Origin of the sequence: Mucilaginibacter daejeonensis (assembly GCF_020783335.1) — a bacterium.
In the GTDB taxonomy this organism is placed as follows: domain Bacteria; phylum Bacteroidota; class Bacteroidia; order Sphingobacteriales; family Sphingobacteriaceae; genus Mucilaginibacter; species Mucilaginibacter daejeonensis.
This window is the reverse complement of record NZ_CP086068.1, coordinates 1,844,652-1,867,731: the sequence shown is the minus strand read 5'-3', so window position 1 is coordinate 1,867,731 and position 23,080 is coordinate 1,844,652. Positions and strand designations below refer to the sequence as shown.

Here is a 23,080-nt window from a genome sequence, read left to right as displayed (position 1 = left end):
ATAGTCAATCAATAAAAATATAAATAATTGACGTTATTGCTTGTGTACCGACTGAGAAAAATAGTTAACGTTTTCTAAAAATTTAATGGAGGGTGGCTGGCCACCGGCCAACGTTTTACCTATTTCATCATAAACTGAATAGTATTTATGTCCCCGTACTTTAGCCAGCTCGCGCTGCTTCTGAAATTCCGAAGATACATCAAGCTTCTCTGACACACAACGGTTGTACAGGGAAACTATACCGTAGAATGCAATCATCCAGTGGTCCTGCTGCGGAATATCGATGCTATTCAAAACATCCGGCCATGATGTCCGGACGTTGCGGATAAGTTCTTTTTCAAACTCGACATATTCAGGAAGTATATCCTTTTTACTGGCGATACAATGAGCTATATGATCTACCTTCTTTCGTTGTGCGGTGGTTATCTTGTCAGCCAGCTTTAACCCAAGCTTCTGGTAAAAATCCGCTGTTCTGCTAAAGATGGTGACATTGGCGTTCAGCAATCCGAAATCGACTTCTTTAGTCTTATTTCTCTTTCCAGCCTTTTCTTTTGCAACACCCCTCGGTACAGTAAATTTATCTAAAATCTCTGTAGCAAACTGCGTGTTCATAAAAGAACTCAGTTCAGTACTCTCCCTGATGCCTTCCCATAATTCCTTCCGCTTTGAGTATTCGCCCAAGTCATCGCTGGCAGCATATTTACGGATCAGGTCATTCATCAACTCCATGAGCTGGCGTGCAAACTCAGACAGATCTTCCTCAATCCCCTCCCTGAGCCACAACTTGGCGAGGTCAAATAATCTGCCTCCCTTTTGTCCGTCAGTGTATCGGTAAATTACTGAAATTGAATATGGCACCACCGCAGACCTGATCTGACCAATTGAATTTTTCCCCTGCCCGTAAATATTTTCGAAACTTTTAAACAGAATGACCCTGGCAATCAGCATTTCATAAAAAGCCCTGTCAATTTCAGGTTTATTAAGGGTATCCTCACCTGAAATGGCATCAATAAAGTAGCGGAATACTTTGTCACCACCCTTCTTAACTACATAAGGCTGGTCTCCCCATGAAGTGAAGTATTTTCCTAATTGTTCTTTAGAAAAACGCATGTCACGCGGGTAATCGCGTTCGATGCGATTTCGATTATTGCCGGCGATACGTAGTTTAGTGTTGAATTCCCCTTTGGCCTTTTCAAAAAACCAGCGTTTACCGGTCGGAGTAATAATACTCTCTGATAGTGCTTTGATACGGGTAAGCTGAGGGTTTCTTGAATCAAGATCGACGGAAGATACTTTGGATTGTGAGTTAGAAAATTTACTGATGTTTGATATAAGTTCGTCCAGTTTATTTTCCGGGACATCCCGTGCAACATTAATTTTTGCCATCACACGCACCTTATCCACAGAAAATCCGTCCTTCCGTGTAAAAAAGATACTTGCGGTCGTCTGGCCACCATTGACAATCTGAAAATCACGCAGCGACCGGATATAAATCCGCCCATTTTCTGTAATCCGGTCCATATGCGTCGCGGTTACCGTGATACCATTATTGTAAGCAATGAATTTTTCAGGATTTTTACGAATAGTTTCCCGGATGCCTGCATTTGCACCCTTGAACTGCAAAAATGACCGAACGTTCTTCTCCAACAGGCGGGAACTGTACCGTTTATAAAGATCAGCAAGCACAATTGCGGGCAGCACACAAAGGTATGACTCGAAATTATCCTCACTTGCTGCCTCCAGTGCTTCAACACGGTAGCCGAATGTTTTTTCAAAATCAATAACCAGTGGCTCCCGACTGCCCTGTGAGATGACTACGTTGTATAAAAAATTCAGGTCAATAAGACTTTTGAGTACCAATAACTCTTTAGATGTACGTTCACGCTTGTGACTAAACGTGATGCTGAGTTTCTCATCTTCGAACTCAAGACGGCGCGGCTGTGGAAACGAGCCGCGGTTGTCAACAGTTGCTGTCGCTGAAATAAGAAATATCTCGATTACATCGAACTGGTCTGCACCGGCACCTGATGCAAGTTGTGTAGCCAGCGCACGTACAGGGCTTGATAATTGCAGCTCTTCGGTCAGGTGACCTTTCACCGCTTGTGAAACAAAACGGAGCGCACGCTTGAACTGAGTATCATAGTGCACCTTTGTGGATATTTTTAAATTCTCGTTTGTAGCGTTCAGGTCAATCGACGATTCATCTACCAGAAAAAGCTGAAGGCGTTCGCCTGATTCGTTTACCAGGTAACCGTTAATTTTCAGGTTGTCCTGCGGATAGGTATAATAGGCATCATTACATTCTTCTGAATCGATCAAACGGGCATCTGCCATCAAAGGCAACACTTCGGAAAGAAAAAGATTTTGCTGTACAAAACCGTCGTTATCTGCCGATTCAGCAAGCAGTTCTTTACGGTAGATCAGATATTCGTCAATTTCCATTACATTTCCGTTGTTTGAATGATAAAACTACTGAGCAGGGAGAGGCGTAACCGGTAGGTAACCTGATATACTGCCAGTGGAAGGTCATTTCTTAAAAGAGCAGGAAAGCCATCCTGCAAACAGTCATAACGAATAATCCTCCGGATGCGGAACCGGAAATTATCATAGTCGGATAAATTCCTGAAGGTTAACCCCTTTTGAAATAAAGCATCAGGTAATAAAGACGGATCAGCGAGCAAAGTATCAGACAATACCCGAATCTCGTTGACCAGGCTTTTTAATGAAATCCCAACGGTCAGGTCTGGTTCCATTACTACCACTGCAAGATGCAGTTCTTTACCTGTTTCAGTTTGCAATTGAAATTCGCTGGAAATACGTATATCCGAATTGCCATCCGTTGTCTTTACCTCAGTATCCAGGCCATCTGTAATAAAATCCCTTACCTCATCGTAAGGTCCTCTCCATGACGCCAAAATACTGTTAACCGCATCAGGAGCTGCTGGCCCAATCAGATTTCTCAGGATGATAAGTTCTCCGATTAGTCCTCGGAGTGTTTCAGGTTGCATTCGTCCGGTTTGTCGTGAGTCGAAAAAACCGCTCCATTTATTAAAGATCCGGATCAGGCCATTAATATATTCATCTGCGCGGGACAGTCCGGAAACCTGCCGGTAGATAGAAATTATAAGGTCGTTAAAAAGATCATTATAGCTTGCATCAAGCAGCTCAACAACAATGTAGGCGGTGTCAGGATACCAGCAAAGGCTGAGATTGTCTCTGATGACTGTCGGCCAGCTGCCAAGCGTTCCCTTAGGCAATTCAAGGATCAGACAACGATGCAGTTTACCATTCACTCCGATATTTAATTCGGGAATACAGATGCTATCTATTCTCCTAAACTCAAATTCTGAACTACCAGAATGAAGGAGTTCAGGCCATACTGGTTCAAGTGCGGCAACTGTCATCATCATTCCAATATTGTTTTGTAGTCATCATAATTGTCGTCATCCGGCGCAGGTGGTTCTGGCTCCGGATGATGTCTGCTTTGCAGATAAGTACCACCGATATCAACGCCCAATGGTGGAATTCCCATAGCATAACCGATCAGTGGTATATCTGTTCCAACATGCTCACGAACAGCTGCAAGTTCTTCTATATCGCGTCCCCGGTGCCTGAAAACTTCGGCGGTGTCGATCAGATATATCATCAGCACTCCCTGACGATGATTCATCTTTTGTCTGAATGCTTTTTCCGGAATATTTTTACGTCTGATCTCTTTTTGCAATTCGTCCTCGGTCCAACTGGGATTCTCAGCTTTAAGCTGAATGTACAGTTCGTCGCGCCAATCTTTTTTGGCTTTGACTTCTTCTTCATCCGTAAGAGCTACAGCCATATCGTTAGAGCCAGTCACGATGTTAGCAGAATTTCCGCCTGCACGGAAAATGTGCTCGTCCCTGATATAATTAAGCCATCTTCCAGATTTTTCGGGGTCAGGTCCGCTGCGTTGGGTCAACTGTATATCCTTTACAAATCCGGTTTCTTCTTTATCAAGTGTTGTGTCACTCGCTCCGGCTAATTTAACACCTATTGTCCAGTCGATCAGCTTATCGTTTTGATTGGCCAGACGTATAAAGGCGATCAGATCAGCAAAATAGTTCTCTCCTGGTTTCCGATTATCGTCAAGAAAAGTATTGGGAAGATTTAAAAAGCTGATCACATCCTCTGTCGTGGCATCTGAGATCAGCATGTAACCATTTTTTTCAAATGTGAAACGATTATTTCTCTTTACAGTATGCGTCCTGAAAGCATCCCATGCAGTTTTAATCCGCACCGGATCAAGACTGAACCAAGTTGTTTGTTCCAGCTGATCAGAAAATGACCAGTTTACTTCTTTAGCATTTTTCAATATGGATGGCCGGGTGATCCTGAGCGTGCCCGGATGTTTAAGCACCAGCAGAGCATACTTGGAAGGTGTATTCTCCGGGTCGCGGTTCATATCTATAAATTTCTGTTCAAGATCCTCCATTGTATAGGTGGTCTGATCGAACTTTTCCAGTGAATCTGCGGTTGAAAAGAGTTTACAGCAATCCAGGTAACCTGGCCGGTAACCAAACCAGCGCCCCATTTGCAGTAATGTATCCGCAAAATTAGTATTACGAATAAAGTAATTGATGGTCAGGCCTTCGAGCGTGAAGCCTCTCGAAAGCCGGTTTCCACCAACAGCGATATATTTCTTTTCCGTGTGATCCGGATATTCAAGTGAATCTTTGGTTTCACTGTTAATCGCTTTGACCTCAACACCGGAAATCGCCGTCATGAGCAGTGGTTTAATATCTTCAAAAGTTTTAGGAATTAGAAAAGGATCATCATATCCCTGGGGCAGATAACTGCTGATGTTTTCTATAACATATGCGTAATACTTATACCAGATGCGTTCGAAAACACCATAGACAGAATTTTTATCAGAGGGCAGGTCAGAATCAAGGTCACGGGTCAATTCATCAACAAAATCCTGAATAAGATTTTTTGTCCTTGTCTGCCACTCCGTAAACCGGGAAATGTGTATCAGCATCGTATTATGCGGTTGAAAAACCGCAGAGTCTATCATATCCGGTTTACGGCTGATACGTATAGCAACAGATACGAAAAAACACATGACCGCATCCTTAAGCGATTCCGGAAGAACTACGGGAAAACGGTCTGACTTCGCCGCTGCCCGCGTTTCACGGGTATGTTCAAATGCCGGTGTTCCGGGTTGACCGGATCTGGCATCATCTTTCCAAACCCTTTCCGGGAATGACGGGCGGTAGTCCCTGACCGGCGGTGCTATAAGCGGGTCTATCTTAACTACCTCGTCAAGGCGTGTACGAAAAAAATGCTTTGGACCCACATAATTTGGTGGTGGGAAAAGCAACTCTATAAAATCATCAGGAAAAAGGCTTTTTTCAAGATCAAAATAGGTGGTAAGTATTTCACCCCCTGCTTTTTCGTCGATCCGCCACTTTAATGCCGGCGCTTCATTCCGATCCTGCAGGACGTTGCCAAAAGGCGTGGCAGTGTATCCAAGGTAAGTTTTGCGGTTAAACAGAGCCAACAATGCACGGATATGACCATTGATGACCGAGGCATATTCTATCCCCTTCTCGCCTAAATTGTTGAGTGAAGCATTATCAGCCTCATCATCAACAATCAGAAAGGGAATGTTAATCTTATCCTTATTCTTATTCAGATAACTGTGAAGCCAGAGCAAAAGATTTTTTAGAACACTTGTGTTTTTTTTGCAAATAAGAATATTCTTATTGTTCAGGGAAAAATCAGCTTCCTTAATGGATTTACTGAAGTCTGTATCCGGAGAAGTGGGCACGACGATTTGTTTTACGTCAGGATAGGCACCAAGGGAGCCAAAGGATGATATCTCGCCCACACCTATAAAACTACCGGCCTTATATTTACCCTCTACCTCTTTTTCAATTCGCTTTTGTGTTTGGCTGCGGAGATCCTCCATGATTCCGGATAGAACAATGATCAGGTCATATCCCGCATCTATAGCGCTGTTGATCACTGCATTGAAATTTGCCGTTTTGCCTGACTGCACGCTTCCAACTACCAACCCTCTTACAAAAAATGGTTCCTGAGATAAAGGATCACCCATTTTTTTCAGGATCTCCAGGCTGGACCTCTTTGTCTCTTTAATATAAGACCTTGAACGCCCCATTTTCTTCAGGAAGCCCAGATACCGCGCCCTGTACGTGATGAGTTCATCATCGTCCCACTTGAGAGCGGCAATTCGTTGCGGTGTGAGCCAGCTGCGTTTTCTTGCGTCTTTACTGCTGAGCGATACGCTTGGGGTCATCCCCTGTGTATGAGCAAGACGGGACTCCCTGAGCGCTATTGTAAAAAGATCGTCGAACTTATCTTCGCCGGGTACAGGGATTCCCATGCCGGCAAGCATCTTCATATTAGCTCTTATCTCATCACGAAGGCCGGGAGCCTCGAAAAATTCGCGGGTTACGGCAGTGTTCACCTGACGGTAACTTTCAAATTTGCCGCTTACCAGAAGCTTCATGCGATCAATATAATCTCTGTTATTTTTTGCCATTAAGATAGATTCAATAGGTTGCGTACGTCGGTTGGAAAAGAACTGAGCGAATAGCCCAGACCAGGTAATATTTCCTTTTTTATCTGATCGGTACTGATGCCTGAAGCCTTCAGTTCTTCAATAAATAATTTAATATCACTACTGTTAAGCCCTCTATGAACATCGTTGTTTTCGACAAACCCTACATCCTGGTGTGATTGTTTAATCTGGTTGACAGTAGTATTTACCATTCTCATAATGAGGCGAAACTGAGATTGCTGACGCGCATCAAGCGAAGCTGCCAAGTTACTTACCAGCGTAAAGTCGGTATTGATTTCCAGCAATACTCCCTTACTGGAAGACCTGCGCTGAAACAACTGAACTGAATCCTTCTTTCCGACACTTGAAAATTTATGAACTCCGCGGTTAAAATACTCTCTTTCGGCCTCTGTTTTAAGTTCTGTAATATAATTCTCAAATGCGTTTTTCAGGTCATGCGGTATAGCAATCTGTGATTTTGCAACATTAAGGTGAAGCAAATGATCAACGCTGTTTCCAACTTCGACACGCAAACGTGCTAGTTGAAGCCTAGGTGCCTTCCTGATCAGTCCGTTCCAGCCTCCAAATAAAATAACCCTGTCCGCCCGGTACAGATAAATACCTTCCATATCCATTAAGCCACGATTTTTAGTGGTCCAGATATTGTGATTATCCCGGCTTTCTTCAATACTCCGCGAGGGCAGAATAAATCCTTCCATCTTTATCGTGTCACTGCGGAAGCTCTTTTGCCGAAATTCCATTTGCCGGAAATCTTTTTCGTTTTCAGGAAAAGGGTTAAATGGGGTTATAATACTATTATTTATTCTGATACGGAGCGGTTTGTTGGCACGCTCCATGAATCTATGAAAGACCAAAGCCAGATACTCACTGGTAACTTCAGTAATTTCTTTTTTCAGCGCCTTTTGTCGGTTATTGGTCTCCAGATAACTTTCGAACTTGAACAGCCCTTGCCAAATGACCAGCGTATTTGGCTTAAAACCATCAAAACCGTTCAGATGCGATTCTGATAAATGTTGCCATGCTGCCAGTAGGGAAGATACTTCTTCCTGCGTATTTATAATTAGCTTCCATCCTGCTTTTTTCAGATAATCAACGTCCCAAGTACGGCCTGAGTAATCAGAGGTTCCTTTTTTCCTGGAAAGCACGGTAAACCGCCGTGTTTGAGAAAAAGATGCCGTTTTCATACCAAGGCCAAAACGACCGAGATCGATTTGCTGACGGCTGCCCTCTGGCGAACTGCTTGGGAACTGCATATTTTTACGGAGAGCGTCTTCATTCATACCATCACCGTTATCCGCAAGAAAAAGAGTAAATGGCTCATCATCCATCCGGATCATTACTTCGATCAAATCGGCCTTCGCAGAGATAGAGTTATCCATCAGGTCCGCAAGTGCGGTTTCTAAACTATAACCCTGTTCAGCAATAGACTTGATCAGAAACTCAGGATTTGGTTCTGCGGATTCGGTTGATGGTTGAGATTCAGTTGTCATGCTTCTTATGGGCGGAGATCATCTGCTAAATTTGCAAAAGCCTGTTCAAAAACCTGGTTTACGACCGAAGCGATCTGAAAGGCAAGGTATGGCGGCACCGCGTTCCCGACTTGATGGAATTGGGATGTTCTGGGACCGCAGAAAAAATAATTATCCGGAAAAGTTTGCAGGCGAGCGGCTTCCCTTACCGTAAGACTCCGGCATTGTGCAGGATCCGGATGTATATAGTAATGTCCGTCCTTTGAAATATGACTTGTAATTGTTTTGGATGCTCTTCCTGCCAGTTGAACACGGAAACGATCAGCGAATTTTTTTTCTTCGATACCTTGGCGAACATTGCCGTGCGCTGGTAACAATCGTTCAGGGAAATCACTGAGCTTTGGGGAAATCCCTCTGACCTGTCCGAATGATGAAACAAACAAATACCGGTGAAGGTCACTATCCATGTGTGCACGGGATGCATGATTTAACACACCTCCAATCCTTGGGTCGAGGTACCATTCCGGCAAATAGTCTGTACCTGCGTCTAAAACAGGTAAAAAATCAGCTCCTGTACCAAATGGTGGTTCCTCCATATTTTCTGCACGGTTCCTGATTGCATCTTTTACAGCATCATCTGCTCCATCCATTACAGCTTCGCCAAGTATACCACTGATCAGCCTTCGCCAGTTTTCAAATGTATTGTCTGATTTCGATAGTGCACTTCTCAAAGCTGGCAAGCCACCGATAACATCTGAAACTGGGACTTCAGCGTGCCGTGGAATAATCCCAGGAATTACATCTATATCACTTCTTACGCCTAAAAGAATAACACGATGCCGGGTCTGTGGTACGCCATGTTCCTCGGCTTTAATAACAAATTTTTTATGCTGGTATTCCGGATTTCCATAAATATCAATCTGGTCCGGTGTATTAACTAATGAATAAATCCGGTAACTTGGGTATTGTATATCGGCACAGGCTGCATCATTGTCCGACAAATATGACGATGCGGGATCGGACAAATCGTTGAGTATTTTTGAAAAAACCTGATTTTCTGAGGTCTCGGCAGAAAGAATCCCCTTTACATTTTCCATCACGAAAATCGCGGGGCTGTGTACCGACAGTATGCGGAGGTATTGCTTGTAAAGCCCAACCCGTTTATCTGTCTGTTCATTCAAAATTTTTTCCTGCCGCCTAGAGCGGCCAACAATAGAATATGCTTGGCAAGGGGGGCCTCCGATCAATAACCAGTTAGTTTCGCCATTGAGCACCTCTCTAATCCGTTGATCTACCTCATCGTCGGAAACCGCATTGAGATCGCGTTCGTCAGGGTCACCCAATGTCCCGCACCAGGCTTCTTGTCTGGCATGTGTTGCTTGTTCCGGCCAGCGGTTATACAATTCGTTGATCGTAATTTCCCCGCGCGTAAAGCTGTAATAATCCTCAGGTATTTCATCCGGCGCAAACTGACGAAAAAAACTGCGGAGCCGCAGCGTTTGATGCGCCAGAGTATCCTTTTCAATGGAAAGCGCGATCTTAAAAGCGCGTTCGTTCTCTTCATTGATAAACGCGGAAAATCCTTCTCCCAGTCCACCTGGGCCCGCAAAAATATCTATGATTGGAATAGGCATAAGCTAAATTTCACCGCTTGGCCATCAGGCCACAGTTGTGGCTGAGTATGGTGCAGAAGCAGTCTTTAATTGTTAAATATAATCAGGAAAGCTATCGAAAAATCTGCCTTTAAACAATAGGCATAATCAAAATATTAGCCGCCGATTTTGGCAGTTAACAGAGAGAGGGTTGCAGAACGCACCTTAGGCTTGAGATCACATTCCCAAATGGTCAGGATTTTCCATCCTTCTTCCTTTAACGAAAGAATATCGCGGCTGTCTTTGATTTTATTGGAGGTGATCTTATTCAGCCACCATTCACTTCTAGTTTTAGGAACAACATAATAGCGACATCCTTCATGGCCATGCCAGAAACAGCCATGAATAAAAATAGCAGTTTTGTATTTGGGTAATACTATATCGGGTTTTCCGGGAAGTTTTTTGTCATGCAGCCTATAACGGAAACCTGCCGCAAACAGGAATTTTCTTACGAGTAATTCGGGTTTCGTATCTTTGCCGCGGATACGCGACATATTGAAACTTCGTGTTTCTTTGGAATGAACATCGCTCATATCTTCTATCAGGCAACTAAGGTGCCAAAACAGGTCAGGAAACCTGTGATGGCAAAGGGATGTATTTATCCAGCCCTGTTTTCATCAGAAATACCTCCTGAGCTACATCATAAATATCTATCCCTAGAACCTCGCAGACATTAAAGCACTGAATATTTAATTTATTTCTAAGGGAGGCTTGTTCCGGAGAGTAGGTTGGCTTGTCAGTCTGAATATTGATATATTGACTAAAATCATCATCGGGATGATAGTTTAATCCTTCTTTAACCAATTGTTTGACGAAAATTTTCACATCCTCCAACGTTCCAATGCATGTGATCATACCTGTAACTTTTAAATTTTTACCACTTTGTTTTCTTCTGCGTGGCGCAGCATTATTTCATTTCCTTCGTCTCTGGGCATTACATTGCCAAATTCTATTAGAAATTGCTCATCACTGTAAATGCCGTTAGGATCATTCTACATCAGCCACTCGATAATGTCTTCCCGGTCGAGCCCGTTCAGTAACAGGATAAATTCATCTTCACTAATTTCTATAACCTTAATGAAGGGATAGGCATTATTTCTTCAAAAACTCATTTGCTGATACTTTAATTTCCTTTATCGTTCCATGACTGAATGTGGCTGGCAAGGTCCTCGCTGACCACCACTAACTGGTCTTTTTTTACGGAAATCCTTTCCGCTTTTTCCGGATTACGAATATTACGCTGAAGTTCGTTAAGACGTACGATAAGCACATCATCGTCATCGGCGATATCTATAGGGTCTTCAGAAACGATGTAAACGTCAGAAGATTCAAGATCCGGAACATCGGAAATAATTTATACTATCTGTCCCGGTTTGGTAGGCATTAATGTCATTTCCATATGCAAATTTATTAATTTATTGAATGGTATAATAAGGCCCGATTTTTAACCGCCTCAATCACAAATAAATATACTAAATCCATTAGTAAATCTCAAATAATGGTTGATAATCTCTGTGTTAATTTTCGTGCAAAGTTTATTATTAGGGCAAATGGTTCGAGGCAAATCAAGCCACCACCGGAATATAAATATCACAGTTGTTTCTAAATTGAAATATCCATTTTACAATCGTTGCAGACGTTGTTTAATCACAAGCTTAATCCCATTCGATTCAGCCCTTCATTAATACAACCAAATGCCACCCAAGTCAAACTGCGGAATTTATCTTTAATTAATAGACCACTATAATCAAACTTACCTAGATAGGTCAATAATGGATAACTGAACATTATCAAGCTTTCACATTTAAATTCCATCCCCTATTTAGCTATAAAATACCCTACCTCGTACATGAGGTGTGATAAATTTATTTTGCACTTCTTCACATTTGCTGTCGCTAAATTTTAAGCTATGGCAGATCATAATGAAATCCCACAGGACTTTCTTAAAGTTAACCGTAATCAGCTGATCACGGTTCAGGACTTACTCGACTTTAAGCAACAGCTAATTGTCGATATTAAAAAGCTACTGAAAGAACAACCTGGTCAGCCTGGCCACCATTGGCTAAAAGCTTTTGAGATCAAAAAAATGCTCCGCCTGTCCGAAAGCAAACTGCAATATCTTCGGGACAAGGGCCTGATCCCTTTCAAAAAACTGGGTGGTATCACCTATTACAATTCCGAGGAAATCGAAAAGCTGATGGGCTCCGGCAAGTTGAACGATCAAATCAAGATGGCATGAAACGCAAAGCCAAACGCACTTTGCCAAGGCAGCCGAATGAGGTCAGGCAAAGCAGCAAACATACCCTGCAAATTCACGACGGCATGGGGACGACCATGCCACCTGACAAGGACGTTTTGCACATCTATTTTGACCAAAAAGGCGAAGGTGAATTGACGGATGAATTCTTCAACGAGCATCAGGCTCGCGGATGGAAGACTCCGACCGGCGGCACCATTTACAATTGGAAAGTCTGTGCAGCTGAATGGATCTACAACCATCGGCAGGAAGCCAAACGCAGATTACGACAGTCGTCATTTTACGGTGTGTCGTATTAAGTTTAACAAATCCGGATCGAGGACTTTGTAGAAGGCCGAGATCGCACTTTTTCGCGATCAGCAAGATAAACCGTTGTCCGACAACGGGATCTTGCCCTCCCCTCCAAAGTCGGTCCTGGGGGCTTGGCAATGATCCTCCGAAGTCGGTCCATTTAAATGACGAGTGGTATGGAAAATGAACAAGAGAACCGTGAACGAAAGATCACGACAAGGTTCAAACCAGGTGAGTTCCTGCTGATCGACCGGCGTTTCAAAAAGACACGCTTCCGCAAAATGAGCGAGTACATTCGGTGCGTTCTTTTGGAGAGACCGGTGACGGTCAACTATCGCGACCGCTCTATGGATGACATGCTGGAGGAGCTTTCATTATTACGCAGGGAGCTCAATGCCATTGGCAATAGTTTGAATCAAGCTGTCCGGCAGATCAACGCTGCACATGGTTCGGCCGACAACCGGCTCTGGCTGACCTTGATGTCGATCATCGGGACCAAAGTAGACCCGGCCATTGCCCAGATCAAAGAGCGGATGCAAAACTTTTCAGAACTATGGTCGCAAAAATTAAGACCGGACGATGTATCGTCGGCGCAATAAATTATAACGAACACAAAGTGTGTTCGGGAAAGGCAGAACTGATCATGGCTCAGGGCTATCTGAAGGAACCGTGTGACCTCACTTTTGATAACAAGGTCGAGCGGTTGACAGACCTGACCAGAAGGAACGAACGTACGCAGGTCAACGCGCTGCATGTCTCGTTGAACTTTGCCATGGGCGAAAATTTAGGTCAGGGAACGTTGCAGCAGATAGCAAATGAGTACATGGAAGGTTTAGGGTTTGGCAGGCAGCCCTATTTGGTCTATCAGCACTACGATGCCGGTCATCCGCACCTCCATATCGTTTCGACGAATATCAGACCGGACGGAGATAGGATCAGTTTTCATTTGCTGGCGAATAAGGCGTCAGAGCTATCTAGAAAAAAGGTAGAGAAAGATTTTGGACTGATCAAGGCAGAAGATCAGAGGAAAGATCAAAAGCTTTTCCCCTCCCTATCCCTGGAGCAGGTCACCTATGGTCGGTCAGAAACTAAACGGGCAATAACCAATGTGGTCAACGAGGTGTTGCGCACCTACAAGTTTACCAGCCTTCCTGAATTGAATGCTGTACTGAACACCTTCAATGTGACCGCTGACCGAGGTGGCAAAGAATCGAAGATGTTCGAGAAGAACGGGTTGGTCTATTGGGCTTTAGATGTTAAAGGTGGTAAGATCGGCGTCCCCATTAAGGCCAGTAGCATTTATGGCAAGCCAACGATCAGAACTCTTGAGGGGCGGTTTACCTTGAATGAGGTACTGAGAAAAGTTCTTAGGGTAGAACTAAGAGATCGAATTGACAAGGTACTTGCTAACTCAAATACGACAGCTGAATTTCAGGTGAAGTTGAAGGATCAAAATATCGATGCCATCTTCAGACACAGCAACGATGGCAGGCTGTATGGCGTCACTTTCGTTGATCATCACATTAAGGCGGTATTCAATGGCAGCGATCTATGCAAAGAACACAGCGCTAACGGTCTCTCTCAACATTTTGCGCAGAGAACTGATCCGGCGATTCTGCCCCAGCAAACTATGGTGTTACGTACAGATCTATCTATAAGATCATCCTTGGTGAGCGATGATGGGCAACACTATGATGACCGGTCGGCTATCGAGGTCCTTTTTCAGGGAGAAAGAGAACGTACGGACACTATTGGAGATACCCAGCAAAGAAAGCGTAAGAAAAAGCGCAGAGGTCATTCACTTTAAATAATGAAATCATGCAAACCGGTGAGAACGAACAGGCTTTACGAAAGGTCATCGACCTTACAAGGTTCATCAGCCTGGCTATCCTATTTATCCATTTCTATTTATGCTGCTTCACCACATTTCGGAGCTGGGGCCTCAGCGTAACCATCGTGAACAGGCTGCTGCTCCCGGTCTCGCAGTTGTTCATCTTTCAAAGTATGCTTTGGGCCAAGGCAGGAAGCCTGATCACATTACTAATCTCGTTGCTGGGAAGCAAAGGCAAAAAAGACGAGAAGATCTGCCTTGGAACGATCATCACGTATTGTCTTACCGGGCTTTTGCTCTTTTGGTTAAGTGGTTTTGTATTGGACACCAGGCTTGATACAGGTTTCAAAGCTATACTGTATATAGGTTTGACCATGGTGGGGTATCTCCTCCTGCTCTCAGGTCTGAGTTTATTGTTCAGAAGATTGAAGTTGAGATCGGGCGAGGATGTGTTCAACTTGGAGAATGAGACCTTCCCTCAGGAGGAACGATTGCTGGAGAATGAGTATTCAGTGAACCTGCCTGCCATGTATAGGCTCAAAGGCAAGGTCCGCAAAAGCTGGATCAATATCATCAACCCTTTTCGAGGTACCTTGATCTGTGGCAGCCCAGGCTCGGGTAAGTCATATTTTGTGATCAGGCACATCATCACTCAGCATATCAGAAAAGGATTCTCCATGCTCGTATATGACTTCAAATATGACGACCTGACCAAGATCGTTTACAACACCCTTTTGCGATATGGTCATCTCTACCCGGTCAGGCCATCTCTGTATGTGATCGACCTCGAAAAGGCCATGCATCGGGCAAATCCCTTAGGGCCCGAAACGATGCTGGACATTACCGATGCATTAGATGCCAGCCGGACCATTATGCTCGGCTTGAACCGGGAATGGATCAAGAAGCAGGGTGATTTCTTCGTCGAGTCGCCTATCAACTTCGTGACGGCTATCATGTGGTTCCTTAGGAAATATGAGAACGGGCGCTTTTGTACCTTGCCCCACGTTATCGAACTGGCGCAGGCTGATTATCACGAGCTTTTTACCCTACTATCAAAGGAACCCCAGATCCAGGCCTTGATCGACCCTTTTATCTCGGCCTGGAAGAACGAAGCGTTCGATCAACTGGAAGGTCAGATCGCAAGTGCAAAGATCAGTCTGGCGCGATTATCATCGCCACAACTTTACTATGTTCTGAGTGGGAATGACCTATCGTTGGATATTAACGACCCGCAAGCACCAAAGATCGTATGCCTGGCGAATGACCCGCAGAAAGCACAGGTCAACGGTGCGGTTCTATCCCTATACATCAACCGCATCAATAAGCTGGTGAACCAGAAAGGCCGTCAAAAATGCAGTTTGATCTTTGATGAGTTCCCGACCATTTACTTTAACGGTATCGATAACCTGATCGCCACGGCCAGGTCCAATAGAGTGGCGGTCACACTAGCTGTACAGGACCATAGTCAGCTTAAAAAAGAATATGGCCGGGATCAGGCAGAGGTCATTATGAATATTGTCGGCAATGTGATCAGCGGACAGGTGTCCGGTGATACAGCCAAGCAACTCTCAGAGCGTTTCGGAAAGATCAACCAACAAAAAGAGAGCGTATCGATCAACAGCAGCGACACCTCAGTTAGCCGTTCGACCCAACTTGATCTCGCCATCCCTCCTTCTAAGATCGCAGGCCTGTCATCTGGACACTTCGTGGGTATGGTCGCTGATGACCCTACCGTAAAGATCGAACATAAAGTTTTCCATAATGAGATACAGAACGATCATCAGGCGATCGCCGAGGAAGAGCGTAATTATCAGGACATCCCTCCTGTCAGACCTGCTGATCCAGACTTGATCCTATCCTGCTACCAACAGATACGCGATGATATCCATCAACTGATCAATACTTTAGCAAATTGATCCATAAGAAATATCGTCAAATTCAAATATTAATAATAATGCATCAAAACGTTAATTTTCGATAAACATGTGGTAACGCCTATCTTTAGTATTGCGTAAAAGTTAACAGTACATACCTTTTCACTTTATGCATACGATAGCTGACCGACTTTTTACTGCCCTGGAAAATGAGTTGAATGAGCTCTCGGGGAATGGGGAGTCTCTCGCCTCCCGTTATAAAAGCTCTATCATGATTTGTAAAAAAGCGATGGCAAAACTTAAGAATTACATTTCCAGTTATGTATTTCAGGACACCGATGAAGAGATCGAGTTCTTTAAGGTCGTAAAGCCTCGTTTTTACAGCAAGTACATCTATTTTATCAGCGTTTATAATTTCCTGATGAAACGCCCTACCGGGGCCGAAGATCACCTCAAGGAATATATCTACTCGGAACTGGCCGACCTTAAACGGTATTTCGACCATAACGCAGCTTTTTATCAATATTATCGTTCAGGCTCAACGCTGATGGATCGGGTCTATTTTACCAGGGGTGGCTTCGATGTGCATGTGGAACTGGAAAAATTCGAAGAGGATGAGATCTATTCCACCAGCCACGATTATAAGTTGTCAAATATCATTGCCAACGAACGATACCAGGAGTTTCTGAACACAGAACTGATCAGGATCAACAATCCGGACGAAGCCCGTACAGAGCAAGATATGGAACTACCCTTGACCTGGACCTTTAACAAGACCGACCTCATCGAGCTGATCTATGCGCTTGTAGCTGCGGGTGTATTCAATAACGGTAATGTAGAGATCCGTTCGGTGGTGAACTGTTTCCAAATGGTTTTCCACATTGAACTCGGTGCCTATTATCACAAATACACGGATATCACCCGCCGGAAGAAGGACCGCACGGCTTTCCTCGATAAATTGAAGATCTCGCTGTTGAGGAGGATCGATGAGAAGTTCGACCATGATGCCCATGGTCAAAGCTCTATGAATTTTTAGTTCTGACGCACGAGACATGCCAGTACTCATAAAAAAACACATCACCTCTACATGAGGTGTGAATAAAATGATCCGAATGACCCAACCTTTGCTTTACCGGTCGCTGCATGGTGCAGATGACCTTTAAAGTAAAGTATCATGTTGTCTAACGTATCCTGGCAGCAATATTTTGCAGCCGTTATCATTATTGCAGGGCTTTATTATCTTTATGTCATTGCCCGCTATTATCGGGAGGCTTTTTTCAAGGCTTTTCAAAGTAAGCGTCGATCGCCTCCGGACGCCGACACTCCCTCCCCACGCCCGACCGGTCATGTACTGGGCGATGCTCGGGACAGCGCAGATGTCAGTTTTGTCGATCAGGAAGAACTGCGATTCGCCCCAGTCGATGAGCTTATCGAAAAGAGGGATACCTCTCCCACTACTCACCAGAACAAAGATCAGCCCCCTTCAGCCGGTCAAGGCCTTTATCAGCAGGCGAACGAACTAATTGATGCGTTTCGGGAGACCAACGACAAAGAAGGATTCCTCACACTCTTTAGGATCTTGGTCGGCCCTTATGAACGTTGTCTCGCAGCTATTGACCTTCGAAGTTCCATTGAACAGATAGCTGGGCTGGCCCGGTCCAAACTCCCTTTCCCCGTTACGGTCGCTGAATTTCACGAACAAACCAATTAACATTATCTGTAACCATTTAACCCAAGATCATGAAGATCAAAGAAATTAAAAAAAAGATCTCCCGGTACGATAATCTGAGGAGCTCAGTGATCACGCTTTTGCTGCTCACATTTACCTTTCCCCTATATGCCCAGGACGGCAACGCGGGTATCAATGAAGCGACCGGCCAGGTCAAAGGCTATTTTGAAGGTGGCACAAGTCTGATGTACGCCATAGGCGCGATCATCGGGTTGGTCGGTGCCGTAAAGGTCTACAAGAAATTTCAGGATGGTGACGGTGATACCGGGAAGGTGGCGTCTGCCTGGTTCGGTGGTTGCATCTTTTTGGTCGTCGTCTCCACCATTCTCAAGTCATTCTTTGGCGTTTAAATATCAGCTTATGTACGCGATCAATAAAGGTATCAACAGGCCTGTCGAGTTCAAGGGACTTCAGGCTCAATACATCATGTACCTGGGTATAGGCTTAGTGCTATTGTTGCTTTTATTCACGGTCCTATACTTGGCCGGCATCAAGATATACATCTGCCTGTCGGTCATATTGGGATCGGGCAGTGCATTGTTCTATAAGGTCTTCCAACTCAGTCATAAGTATGGCGAGCACGGCCTGATGAAAATGGCCGCCAAACGGCAAATACCCAATTACATCAAATTCAGCACAAGGAGGATCTTTTATGAAAAGCGCTGAGCACATCTTTCCGATCTGTAAAGTGGAGCATGACGCGATGGTCTCTGTCCATGGTGATGTGACCATTGCCTTCGAGGTGCGCCTGCCCGAACTGTTCACCCTTTCCAACGAGGAATACATGGCCTTTCACCAGGCCTGGGTGAAAGCGGTGAGGCTTCTCCCGAAACACAGCATCTTCCATAAACAGGACCGTTTTACCAGTAAAGGTTACAAAGCAGCATTTGGTGAGCACACCTTTTTGAGCCAGGCCAGCGAGCGTTTTTTCAACGAGCGGCCGTATCTCGACCATCGCTGCCTGATGATGCTCACCAAACGTCCCAACAACCATAGGCCCGTGAGCAGCGCCATGAGCACGCTGATGCGCAGGCACATCACCCCGAAAGAAGCCGTAAGCGCCGAACATTTCCGCGACTTCACCGACCAGGCCGGGCAGTTCAAGCGCGTACTGGAGGACAGCGGCCTCGTGGAACTGCGAAGGTTGAGCAATGATGAACTTGCAGGTACAGAAATTAAGGCAGGTATACTGGAACAATACTGTTTCCTCTTGGGCGATGCCGACAAACCGCTACTGCGGGACATTCACCTGAAGGACGGTATACGGATCGGTGATGATCACGGCCAGCTCTTTACCCTGGCCGATGTGAACGACCTGCCCGCCCTGTGCGGGCCAAGGGTCACCTATGATGCCTACAGCACGGACAAGACCAAGTTCAGCACGGGTTTTACCACACCGGTCGGTGCGCTGCTGGATTGTGACCACATCTATAACCAGTACCTCATCATCGGTGATGCGGCCAAAACGATCAAAGCGCTCGAAGCGAAAAAGCTAAGGCTGCGTTCGCTCGCCGGTTACTCGCGGGAGAATGCCATCGGTCATGATGCCATACAGGAGTTCCTGAATGAGGCGATCAGCCAGCAACGGTTGCCGGTCAAAGCCCATTTCAATATCCTTGCCTGGACGAGTGACCTCAATGAACAAAAAGAGGTCAAGAACAAGGTCAGTTCGGCGTTGGCGCAACTGGACGCCCAGCCCAAACAGGAAACGGATGGTGCGCCGCAGATCTGGTGGGCTGGTCTGCCCGGCAACGCGGGAGACCTGCCCATCAACGATACTTTTGATACGTTCGCTGAGCAGGCCTGCTGTTTCCTCAACCTGGAGACCAACTACCGGAGCAGCGTGTCACCCTGCGGGATACGGCTGGGTGACCGCCTCAGCGGCAGGCCCCTTCACGTCGACCTGAGCGATGAACCGATGAAGAGCGGTATCACTACCAACCGCAACAAGTTCATCTTAGGCCCATCGGGCAGCGGAAAGTCGTTCTTCACCAACCACCTGCTGCGTAGCTACTATGAACAGGGTGCCCATATCGTACTGGTCGATGTTGGCCATAGTTATGAAGGCCTATGCGAGTTCGTGGGCGGCTATTACTTCACCTACAGTGAGCAAAAGCCGATCAGCTTCAATCCCTTCCATATAGGTGAAGGCGATACGCTCGATACTGAAAAGCGGGAAAGCATCAAGGCCATGATCCTGGCCTTATGGAAAAAAGAGGATGAAGGCGTGCAACGCTCTGAATACATCGCGATCTCCGATGCGCTGTTCCATTACTATGAGCAACTGGATGGCTTTGCCTGCTTCGATACGTTCTACGAGTTCCTGAAAGGCCCGTTCTACGAAACGATGAAGGAAAGCAAGGTAAAAGATAAACACTTTGACATCGATAACCTGCTGTTCGTGTTGCGGCCGTACTATAAAGGCGGGGAATATGACTATTTGCTCAATGCCACCGAAAACCTCGAGCTGCTGCAACGTCGCTTTATCGTGTTCGAGCTGGACAATATCAAAGATCACCCGATCCTGTTCCCGGTGGTGACGCTCATCATCATGGAGACCTTTGTTTCCAAGATGCGCAAGTTACCCAAGGAGACGCGAAAAATGATCCTGATCGAGGAGGCCTGGAAAGCGATCGCAAGGGAAGGCATGGCCGAATACATCAAATACCTGTTCAAAACGGTGCGTAAGTATTTTGGCGAAGCATTGGTGGTGACGCAGGACATCGAGGATATCATCAGTTCACCCGTGGTCAAACAGGCCATCATCAATAACAGTGACTGTAAGATCCTGCTCGACCAACGCAAGTACCAGAACGATTTCCCGAAGATCCAGCAACTCTTAGGCATCACCGATAAGGAGACGGCGATGATCATGAGCATGAACCGCGCGAACGACCCGAGGTACCGCTACAAGGAAGTGTTCATCAGTCTGAACGGCCAGCTCTCCCGCGTGTACCGCACGGAAGTAAGCCGCGAGGAATACTGGACCTATACCACCGAATCGAGCGAGAAGGCCAAAGTGAAAAAGTGCCAGGCCAAGTATGGCGATATCAAAAAAGCCATTTCGGTCATCGTGCAGGAAGAAAAAGAAGGAAAGGAGAAAGCCGCATGAAAAAGTACCTCATTATCGTGATCATAGCGATCATCGCCATCAATGCAATCGCCTGCCAGAATACAACCAATCATGACGGTATCTATACCGCCCACCTGAAAGGTGAATACTCGGTGGCCGATGATACGCTCATCGTAAACGGCAATTTTATCACCAGGCGAACGGGTTATCAAAAGATACGTAAGGGTAAGCTGCTACCAGAGGGACACAAAACACGAACGTGGCAGATCAACAGCGAGAACGCACCGCCGGTGCTGTTCAAAGAGGATCAGGTCATCATCGGTCACACAATTTACACCAAAGCGCCATGAAAGCATTGAGAATACTACTGATCGCCGCAATACTGTCATTCGGCACCTACCAGGCCAATGCCCAGTACCAGATCATCACCACGATCATCAAAAAAGTGATCAAAGCGATCGACCTGCAGGTGCAGCGCTTGCAGAACAAAACGATCTGGTTGCAGAACACCCAAAAGACGATCGAGAACCAGTTGGCCAAGTTCCGGTTGGATGAGATCTCCAACTGGACGGATAAGCAGCGCAAACTCTATGATGAATATTACAAAGAACTGCGCAAGGTCAAGTCGGCCATCGCCTATTACCAGCGGGTCAAAGAGGTCAGTATGAAACAGGTCGCTCTCGTCGGGGAATATCAGCGCGCCTGGAAGCTGTTCGGTGCCGATAAGCATTTCAAGCCGGAGGAACTGGCCGAGATGCAGAAAGTGTATTTAGGCATACTGGATGCCAGCGCCAAGAACCTTGACCAGGTGATGCTCGCCATCAACCCCGGTAAAACGCAGATGACCGACCAGCAGCGGCTGGAGATGATCAACAAGGCGGGTGACCGTCTCGATGAGAACTATGGGGACCTGAAGCAATACAATAACCAGAACATGATCCTGAGTTTGCACCGCAGCAAGGACCTGAACGAAGTGAACACCATCAAGCAATATTATGGCTTCCATTGAAAAAGCATACCGCAAAGCCAGCACGCTAAAAAAAGCGGCAAAAAGTCTGCTGGCCTTTGCCGCCATGACCCTGGTCATCGGCAAGCAACACGTGCAGGCACAAACGTTCGCCGAATGGTTCGATCAAAAAAAGACGCAGCGCAAATACCTGCTCCAGCAGATCTCAGCCCTGTGGATGTACAAGCAGTACGCCATGAAAGGCTATAACATCGCCAAAGGCGGGCTGGGTTCTATCGGTAGTTATGTCGGCAAAGAGTATGGCCTGCATGAAAGCTATTATACGAACCTCAAAACGGTGAACACGGTCGTCAGTAACGACCCGCAGGTCAAAGCCATCCTGCGCTGGCAGCGTGAAATACTGGAACAGACCGCAAAGGCCAAAGCCACCAGGGGGCTCAACCAAACGGAAAAGCAGCATGTAAAAGATGCCTGCACAGCGCTGCTGAAAGATTGTGATGGCCAGTTACACGACCTACAGATCATACTGGAGAACGACCGAACCGAAATGAGCGATGAGCAGCGCCTGCGGCAGATCGGCCGCCTGTATGACAACATGCAGGACAACTACCGTTTTGCCGCAGCAATGACCGAAGAGGTCAGGCTCTATGCTTTGCAAAAGGATAAAGAGCTTAAGGACGTGAACACCATAAAGAAGTTATATGGAAGCGATAAATAAATGGAAAGGTTGCCTGCTCATTCTGTGCAGCATCCTCCTCATAACAATGAAAGCCAATGCCCAGGCCGATGAACTGCAACAGTTAGCGCTCAACATCGAAAAGCTGACGCAGTTCAAGGCTATCCTCTCGGATATGAAAAAGGGTTACCAGATCTACCAGCAGGGCTATGGTACGATCTCGAACCTATCGAAAGGCAACTTCAATTTGCACAACGTTTACCTGACAGGTTTATTGGCAGTCAGCCCGGCGGTGCGGGATAACCCAAGGGTAAACCAGGTCATCGAACAGCAGTACGATCTCGTGAACGAATACAAACGCTACCGCGATCTTTTTCGAAAGAGCGGCAGTTTCAATAATAAGGAACTCGGCTACATTGATAACGTGTTCGACCAATTGGTGAAGCAAAGCAATAACAATGTCGATGACCTAGGCTCCGTGATGAAAGCGAATGAGTTGCGGATGACAGATGATGATAGGCTGCGTGCCATTGACCGGATCTATACCAACAGCACGGAACAATTGCAGTTCCTGCGCTGGTTCAACCGTAAGGCCGTCATGCTCAGCCTTGGCCGCAGCAAGGACTTGAACGATACCCGGACGCTCAAGCAGCTTTACGGTATCCAATAGAAACCTCAAAAAAC

The 23,080-nt window shown here is 45.8% G+C and carries 21 protein-coding genes; 14 read left to right on the top strand and 7 right to left on the bottom strand.

The features are described 5' to 3' along the window. Positions 1 to 33: 33 nt before the first annotated feature. From LLH06_RS07995 to LLH06_RS07965, 7 genes are all read right to left on the bottom strand, one after another. Positions 34 to 2,442, bottom strand: coding sequence for an AIPR family protein (locus LLH06_RS07995; protein WP_228172750.1), 2,409 nt, complete (start codon positions 2,440 to 2,442; stop codon positions 34 to 36). Next, the gene (locus tag LLH06_RS07990; protein WP_228172749.1) at positions 2,442 to 3,410 is read right to left on the bottom strand and encodes a PD-(D/E)XK motif protein; all 969 of its coding nucleotides are present in this window, start codon (positions 3,408 to 3,410) and stop codon (positions 2,442 to 2,444) included. Before LLH06_RS07990 ends, LLH06_RS07995 begins: the two co-directional genes overlap by 1 nt. Then, positions 3,407 to 6,538 (bottom strand): Z1 domain-containing protein, encoded by a 3,132-nt coding sequence (locus LLH06_RS07985; protein ID WP_228172748.1) that lies wholly within the window; start codon positions 6,536 to 6,538, stop codon positions 3,407 to 3,409. Before LLH06_RS07985 ends, LLH06_RS07990 begins: the two co-directional genes overlap by 4 nt. Then, positions 6,538 to 8,067, bottom strand: a complete 1,530-nt coding sequence (locus LLH06_RS07980; RefSeq protein ID WP_228172747.1) for an ATP-binding protein — start codon at positions 8,065 to 8,067, stop codon at positions 6,538 to 6,540. The genes LLH06_RS07985 and LLH06_RS07980 overlap by 1 nt, the downstream gene beginning before the upstream one ends. A 5-nt stretch (positions 8,068 to 8,072) precedes the next feature. Then, complete coding sequence (locus tag LLH06_RS07975) at positions 8,073 to 9,680, bottom strand: DNA cytosine methyltransferase (protein WP_228172746.1); 1,608 nt, start codon at positions 9,678 to 9,680, stop codon at positions 8,073 to 8,075. Positions 9,681 to 9,814: 134 nt separating this feature from the next. Further along, on the bottom strand, positions 9,815 to 10,231 hold the full coding sequence (locus LLH06_RS07970) for a very short patch repair endonuclease (protein WP_228172745.1): 417 nt from the start codon (positions 10,229 to 10,231) through the stop codon (positions 9,815 to 9,817). Between the two features lie 34 nt (positions 10,232 to 10,265). After that, a complete protein-coding gene (locus tag LLH06_RS07965) occupies positions 10,266 to 10,553 on the bottom strand; it encodes a hypothetical protein (RefSeq protein WP_228172744.1) in 288 nt (95 codons plus the stop codon). Between the two features lie 1,054 nt (positions 10,554 to 11,607). Here LLH06_RS07965 and LLH06_RS07960 point away from each other — a divergent pair. The 14 genes from LLH06_RS07960 (at position 11,608) to LLH06_RS07895 (ending at position 23,066) form a co-directional block, all read left to right on the top strand. Next, positions 11,608 to 11,937, top strand: a complete 330-nt coding sequence (locus LLH06_RS07960; RefSeq protein WP_228172743.1) for a helix-turn-helix domain-containing protein — start codon at positions 11,608 to 11,610, stop codon at positions 11,935 to 11,937. Beyond that, positions 11,934 to 12,254, top strand: a complete 321-nt coding sequence (locus LLH06_RS07955; protein WP_228172742.1) for a hypothetical protein — start codon at positions 11,934 to 11,936, stop codon at positions 12,252 to 12,254. The genes LLH06_RS07960 and LLH06_RS07955 overlap by 4 nt, the downstream gene beginning before the upstream one ends. Positions 12,255 to 12,422: 168 nt before the next feature. Further along, positions 12,423 to 12,845 (top strand): plasmid mobilization protein, encoded by a 423-nt coding sequence (locus tag LLH06_RS07950; RefSeq protein ID WP_262909386.1) that lies wholly within the window; start codon positions 12,423 to 12,425, stop codon positions 12,843 to 12,845. A gap of 17 nt (positions 12,846 to 12,862) precedes the next feature. Next, positions 12,863 to 14,053 (top strand): relaxase/mobilization nuclease domain-containing protein, encoded by a 1,191-nt coding sequence (locus LLH06_RS07945; protein WP_228172740.1) that lies wholly within the window; start codon positions 12,863 to 12,865, stop codon positions 14,051 to 14,053. 11 nt (positions 14,054 to 14,064) lie between these two features. Then, entirely contained in the window at positions 14,065 to 15,993 is a 1,929-nt protein-coding gene (gene mobC / locus LLH06_RS07940) for a conjugal transfer protein MobC (protein ID WP_228172739.1), read from the top strand. Positions 15,994 to 16,240: 247 nt separating this feature from the next. After that, positions 16,241 to 16,987: an RteC domain-containing protein gene (locus LLH06_RS07935; protein WP_228172738.1), complete on the top strand. Its 747-nt coding sequence runs from the start codon at positions 16,241 to 16,243 to the stop codon at positions 16,985 to 16,987. 138 nt (positions 16,988 to 17,125) lie between these two features. Next, positions 17,126 to 17,662 (top strand): hypothetical protein, encoded by a 537-nt coding sequence (locus LLH06_RS07930; protein ID WP_228172737.1) that lies wholly within the window; start codon positions 17,126 to 17,128, stop codon positions 17,660 to 17,662. A 29-nt stretch (positions 17,663 to 17,691) separates the two neighbouring features. Next, complete coding sequence (locus LLH06_RS07925) at positions 17,692 to 18,030, top strand: DUF4134 domain-containing protein (RefSeq protein WP_228172736.1); 339 nt, start codon at positions 17,692 to 17,694, stop codon at positions 18,028 to 18,030. Positions 18,031 to 18,040: 10 nt separating this feature from the next. Next, positions 18,041 to 18,346, top strand: coding sequence for a DUF4133 domain-containing protein (locus tag LLH06_RS07920; RefSeq protein WP_228172735.1), 306 nt, complete (start codon positions 18,041 to 18,043; stop codon positions 18,344 to 18,346). After that, positions 18,333 to 20,792 carry a TraG family conjugative transposon ATPase gene (locus LLH06_RS07915; RefSeq protein ID WP_228172734.1) on the top strand — a complete coding sequence of 820 codons (2,460 nt, stop codon included), beginning with the start codon at positions 18,333 to 18,335 and terminating at the stop codon, positions 20,790 to 20,792. The genes LLH06_RS07920 and LLH06_RS07915 overlap by 14 nt, the downstream gene beginning before the upstream one ends. Further along, positions 20,789 to 21,103, top strand: coding sequence for a hypothetical protein (locus LLH06_RS07910; RefSeq protein WP_228172733.1), 315 nt, complete (start codon positions 20,789 to 20,791; stop codon positions 21,101 to 21,103). Before LLH06_RS07915 ends, LLH06_RS07910 begins: the two co-directional genes overlap by 4 nt. Beyond that, positions 21,100 to 21,762, top strand: coding sequence for a conjugal transfer protein TraI (locus LLH06_RS07905; protein ID WP_228172732.1), 663 nt, complete (start codon positions 21,100 to 21,102; stop codon positions 21,760 to 21,762). The genes LLH06_RS07910 and LLH06_RS07905 overlap by 4 nt, the downstream gene beginning before the upstream one ends. Then, positions 21,749 to 22,438, top strand: a complete 690-nt coding sequence (locus LLH06_RS07900; protein ID WP_228172731.1) for a hypothetical protein — start codon at positions 21,749 to 21,751, stop codon at positions 22,436 to 22,438. Before LLH06_RS07905 ends, LLH06_RS07900 begins: the two co-directional genes overlap by 14 nt. Further along, positions 22,422 to 23,066, top strand: a complete 645-nt coding sequence (locus LLH06_RS07895) for a TerB family tellurite resistance protein (protein WP_228172730.1) — start codon at positions 22,422 to 22,424, stop codon at positions 23,064 to 23,066. Before LLH06_RS07900 ends, LLH06_RS07895 begins: the two co-directional genes overlap by 17 nt. The last annotated feature ends 14 nt before the right edge of the window (positions 23,067 to 23,080 follow it).

Excerpts from the sequence above, each read along its gene's own strand:
- LLH06_RS07970 (WP_228172745.1), bottom strand. The coding sequence starts at position 10,231 with ATGAGCGATGTTCATTCCAAAGAAACACGAAGTTTCAATATGTCGCGT.
- LLH06_RS07985 (WP_228172748.1), bottom strand. The coding sequence starts at position 6,538 with ATGGCAAAAAATAACAGAGATTATATTGATCGCATGAAGCTTCTGGTA.
- LLH06_RS07925 (WP_228172736.1), top strand. The coding sequence starts at position 17,692 with ATGAAGATCAAAGAAATTAAAAAAAAGATCTCCCGGTACGATAATCTG.
- LLH06_RS07900 (WP_228172731.1), top strand. The coding sequence starts at position 21,749 with ATGGCTTCCATTGAAAAAGCATACCGCAAAGCCAGCACGCTAAAAAAA.
- LLH06_RS07935 (WP_228172738.1), top strand. The coding sequence starts at position 16,241 with ATGGCAAAACTTAAGAATTACATTTCCAGTTATGTATTTCAGGACACC.
- LLH06_RS07910 (WP_228172733.1), top strand. The coding sequence starts at position 20,789 with ATGAAAAAGTACCTCATTATCGTGATCATAGCGATCATCGCCATCAAT.
- LLH06_RS07980 (WP_228172747.1), bottom strand. The coding sequence starts at position 8,067 with ATGACAACTGAATCTCAACCATCAACCGAATCCGCAGAACCAAATCCT.
- LLH06_RS07975 (WP_228172746.1), bottom strand. The coding sequence starts at position 9,680 with ATGCCTATTCCAATCATAGATATTTTTGCGGGCCCAGGTGGACTGGGA.
- LLH06_RS07905 (WP_228172732.1), top strand. The coding sequence starts at position 21,100 with ATGAAAGCATTGAGAATACTACTGATCGCCGCAATACTGTCATTCGGC.
- LLH06_RS07950 (WP_262909386.1), top strand. The coding sequence starts at position 12,423 with ATGGAAAATGAACAAGAGAACCGTGAACGAAAGATCACGACAAGGTTC.
- mobC (WP_228172739.1), top strand. The coding sequence starts at position 14,065 with ATGCAAACCGGTGAGAACGAACAGGCTTTACGAAAGGTCATCGACCTT.
- LLH06_RS07915 (WP_228172734.1), top strand. The coding sequence starts at position 18,333 with ATGAAAAGCGCTGAGCACATCTTTCCGATCTGTAAAGTGGAGCATGAC.
- LLH06_RS07930 (WP_228172737.1), top strand. The coding sequence starts at position 17,126 with ATGTTGTCTAACGTATCCTGGCAGCAATATTTTGCAGCCGTTATCATT.
- LLH06_RS07965 (WP_228172744.1), bottom strand. The coding sequence starts at position 10,553 with ATGATCACATGCATTGGAACGTTGGAGGATGTGAAAATTTTCGTCAAA.
- LLH06_RS07960 (WP_228172743.1), top strand. The coding sequence starts at position 11,608 with ATGGCAGATCATAATGAAATCCCACAGGACTTTCTTAAAGTTAACCGT.
- LLH06_RS07895 (WP_228172730.1), top strand. The coding sequence starts at position 22,422 with ATGGAAGCGATAAATAAATGGAAAGGTTGCCTGCTCATTCTGTGCAGC.
- LLH06_RS07955 (WP_228172742.1), top strand. The coding sequence starts at position 11,934 with ATGAAACGCAAAGCCAAACGCACTTTGCCAAGGCAGCCGAATGAGGTC.
- LLH06_RS07990 (WP_228172749.1), bottom strand. The coding sequence starts at position 3,410 with ATGATGATGACAGTTGCCGCACTTGAACCAGTATGGCCTGAACTCCTT.
- LLH06_RS07995 (WP_228172750.1), bottom strand. The coding sequence starts at position 2,442 with ATGGAAATTGACGAATATCTGATCTACCGTAAAGAACTGCTTGCTGAA.
- LLH06_RS07920 (WP_228172735.1), top strand. The coding sequence starts at position 18,041 with ATGTACGCGATCAATAAAGGTATCAACAGGCCTGTCGAGTTCAAGGGA.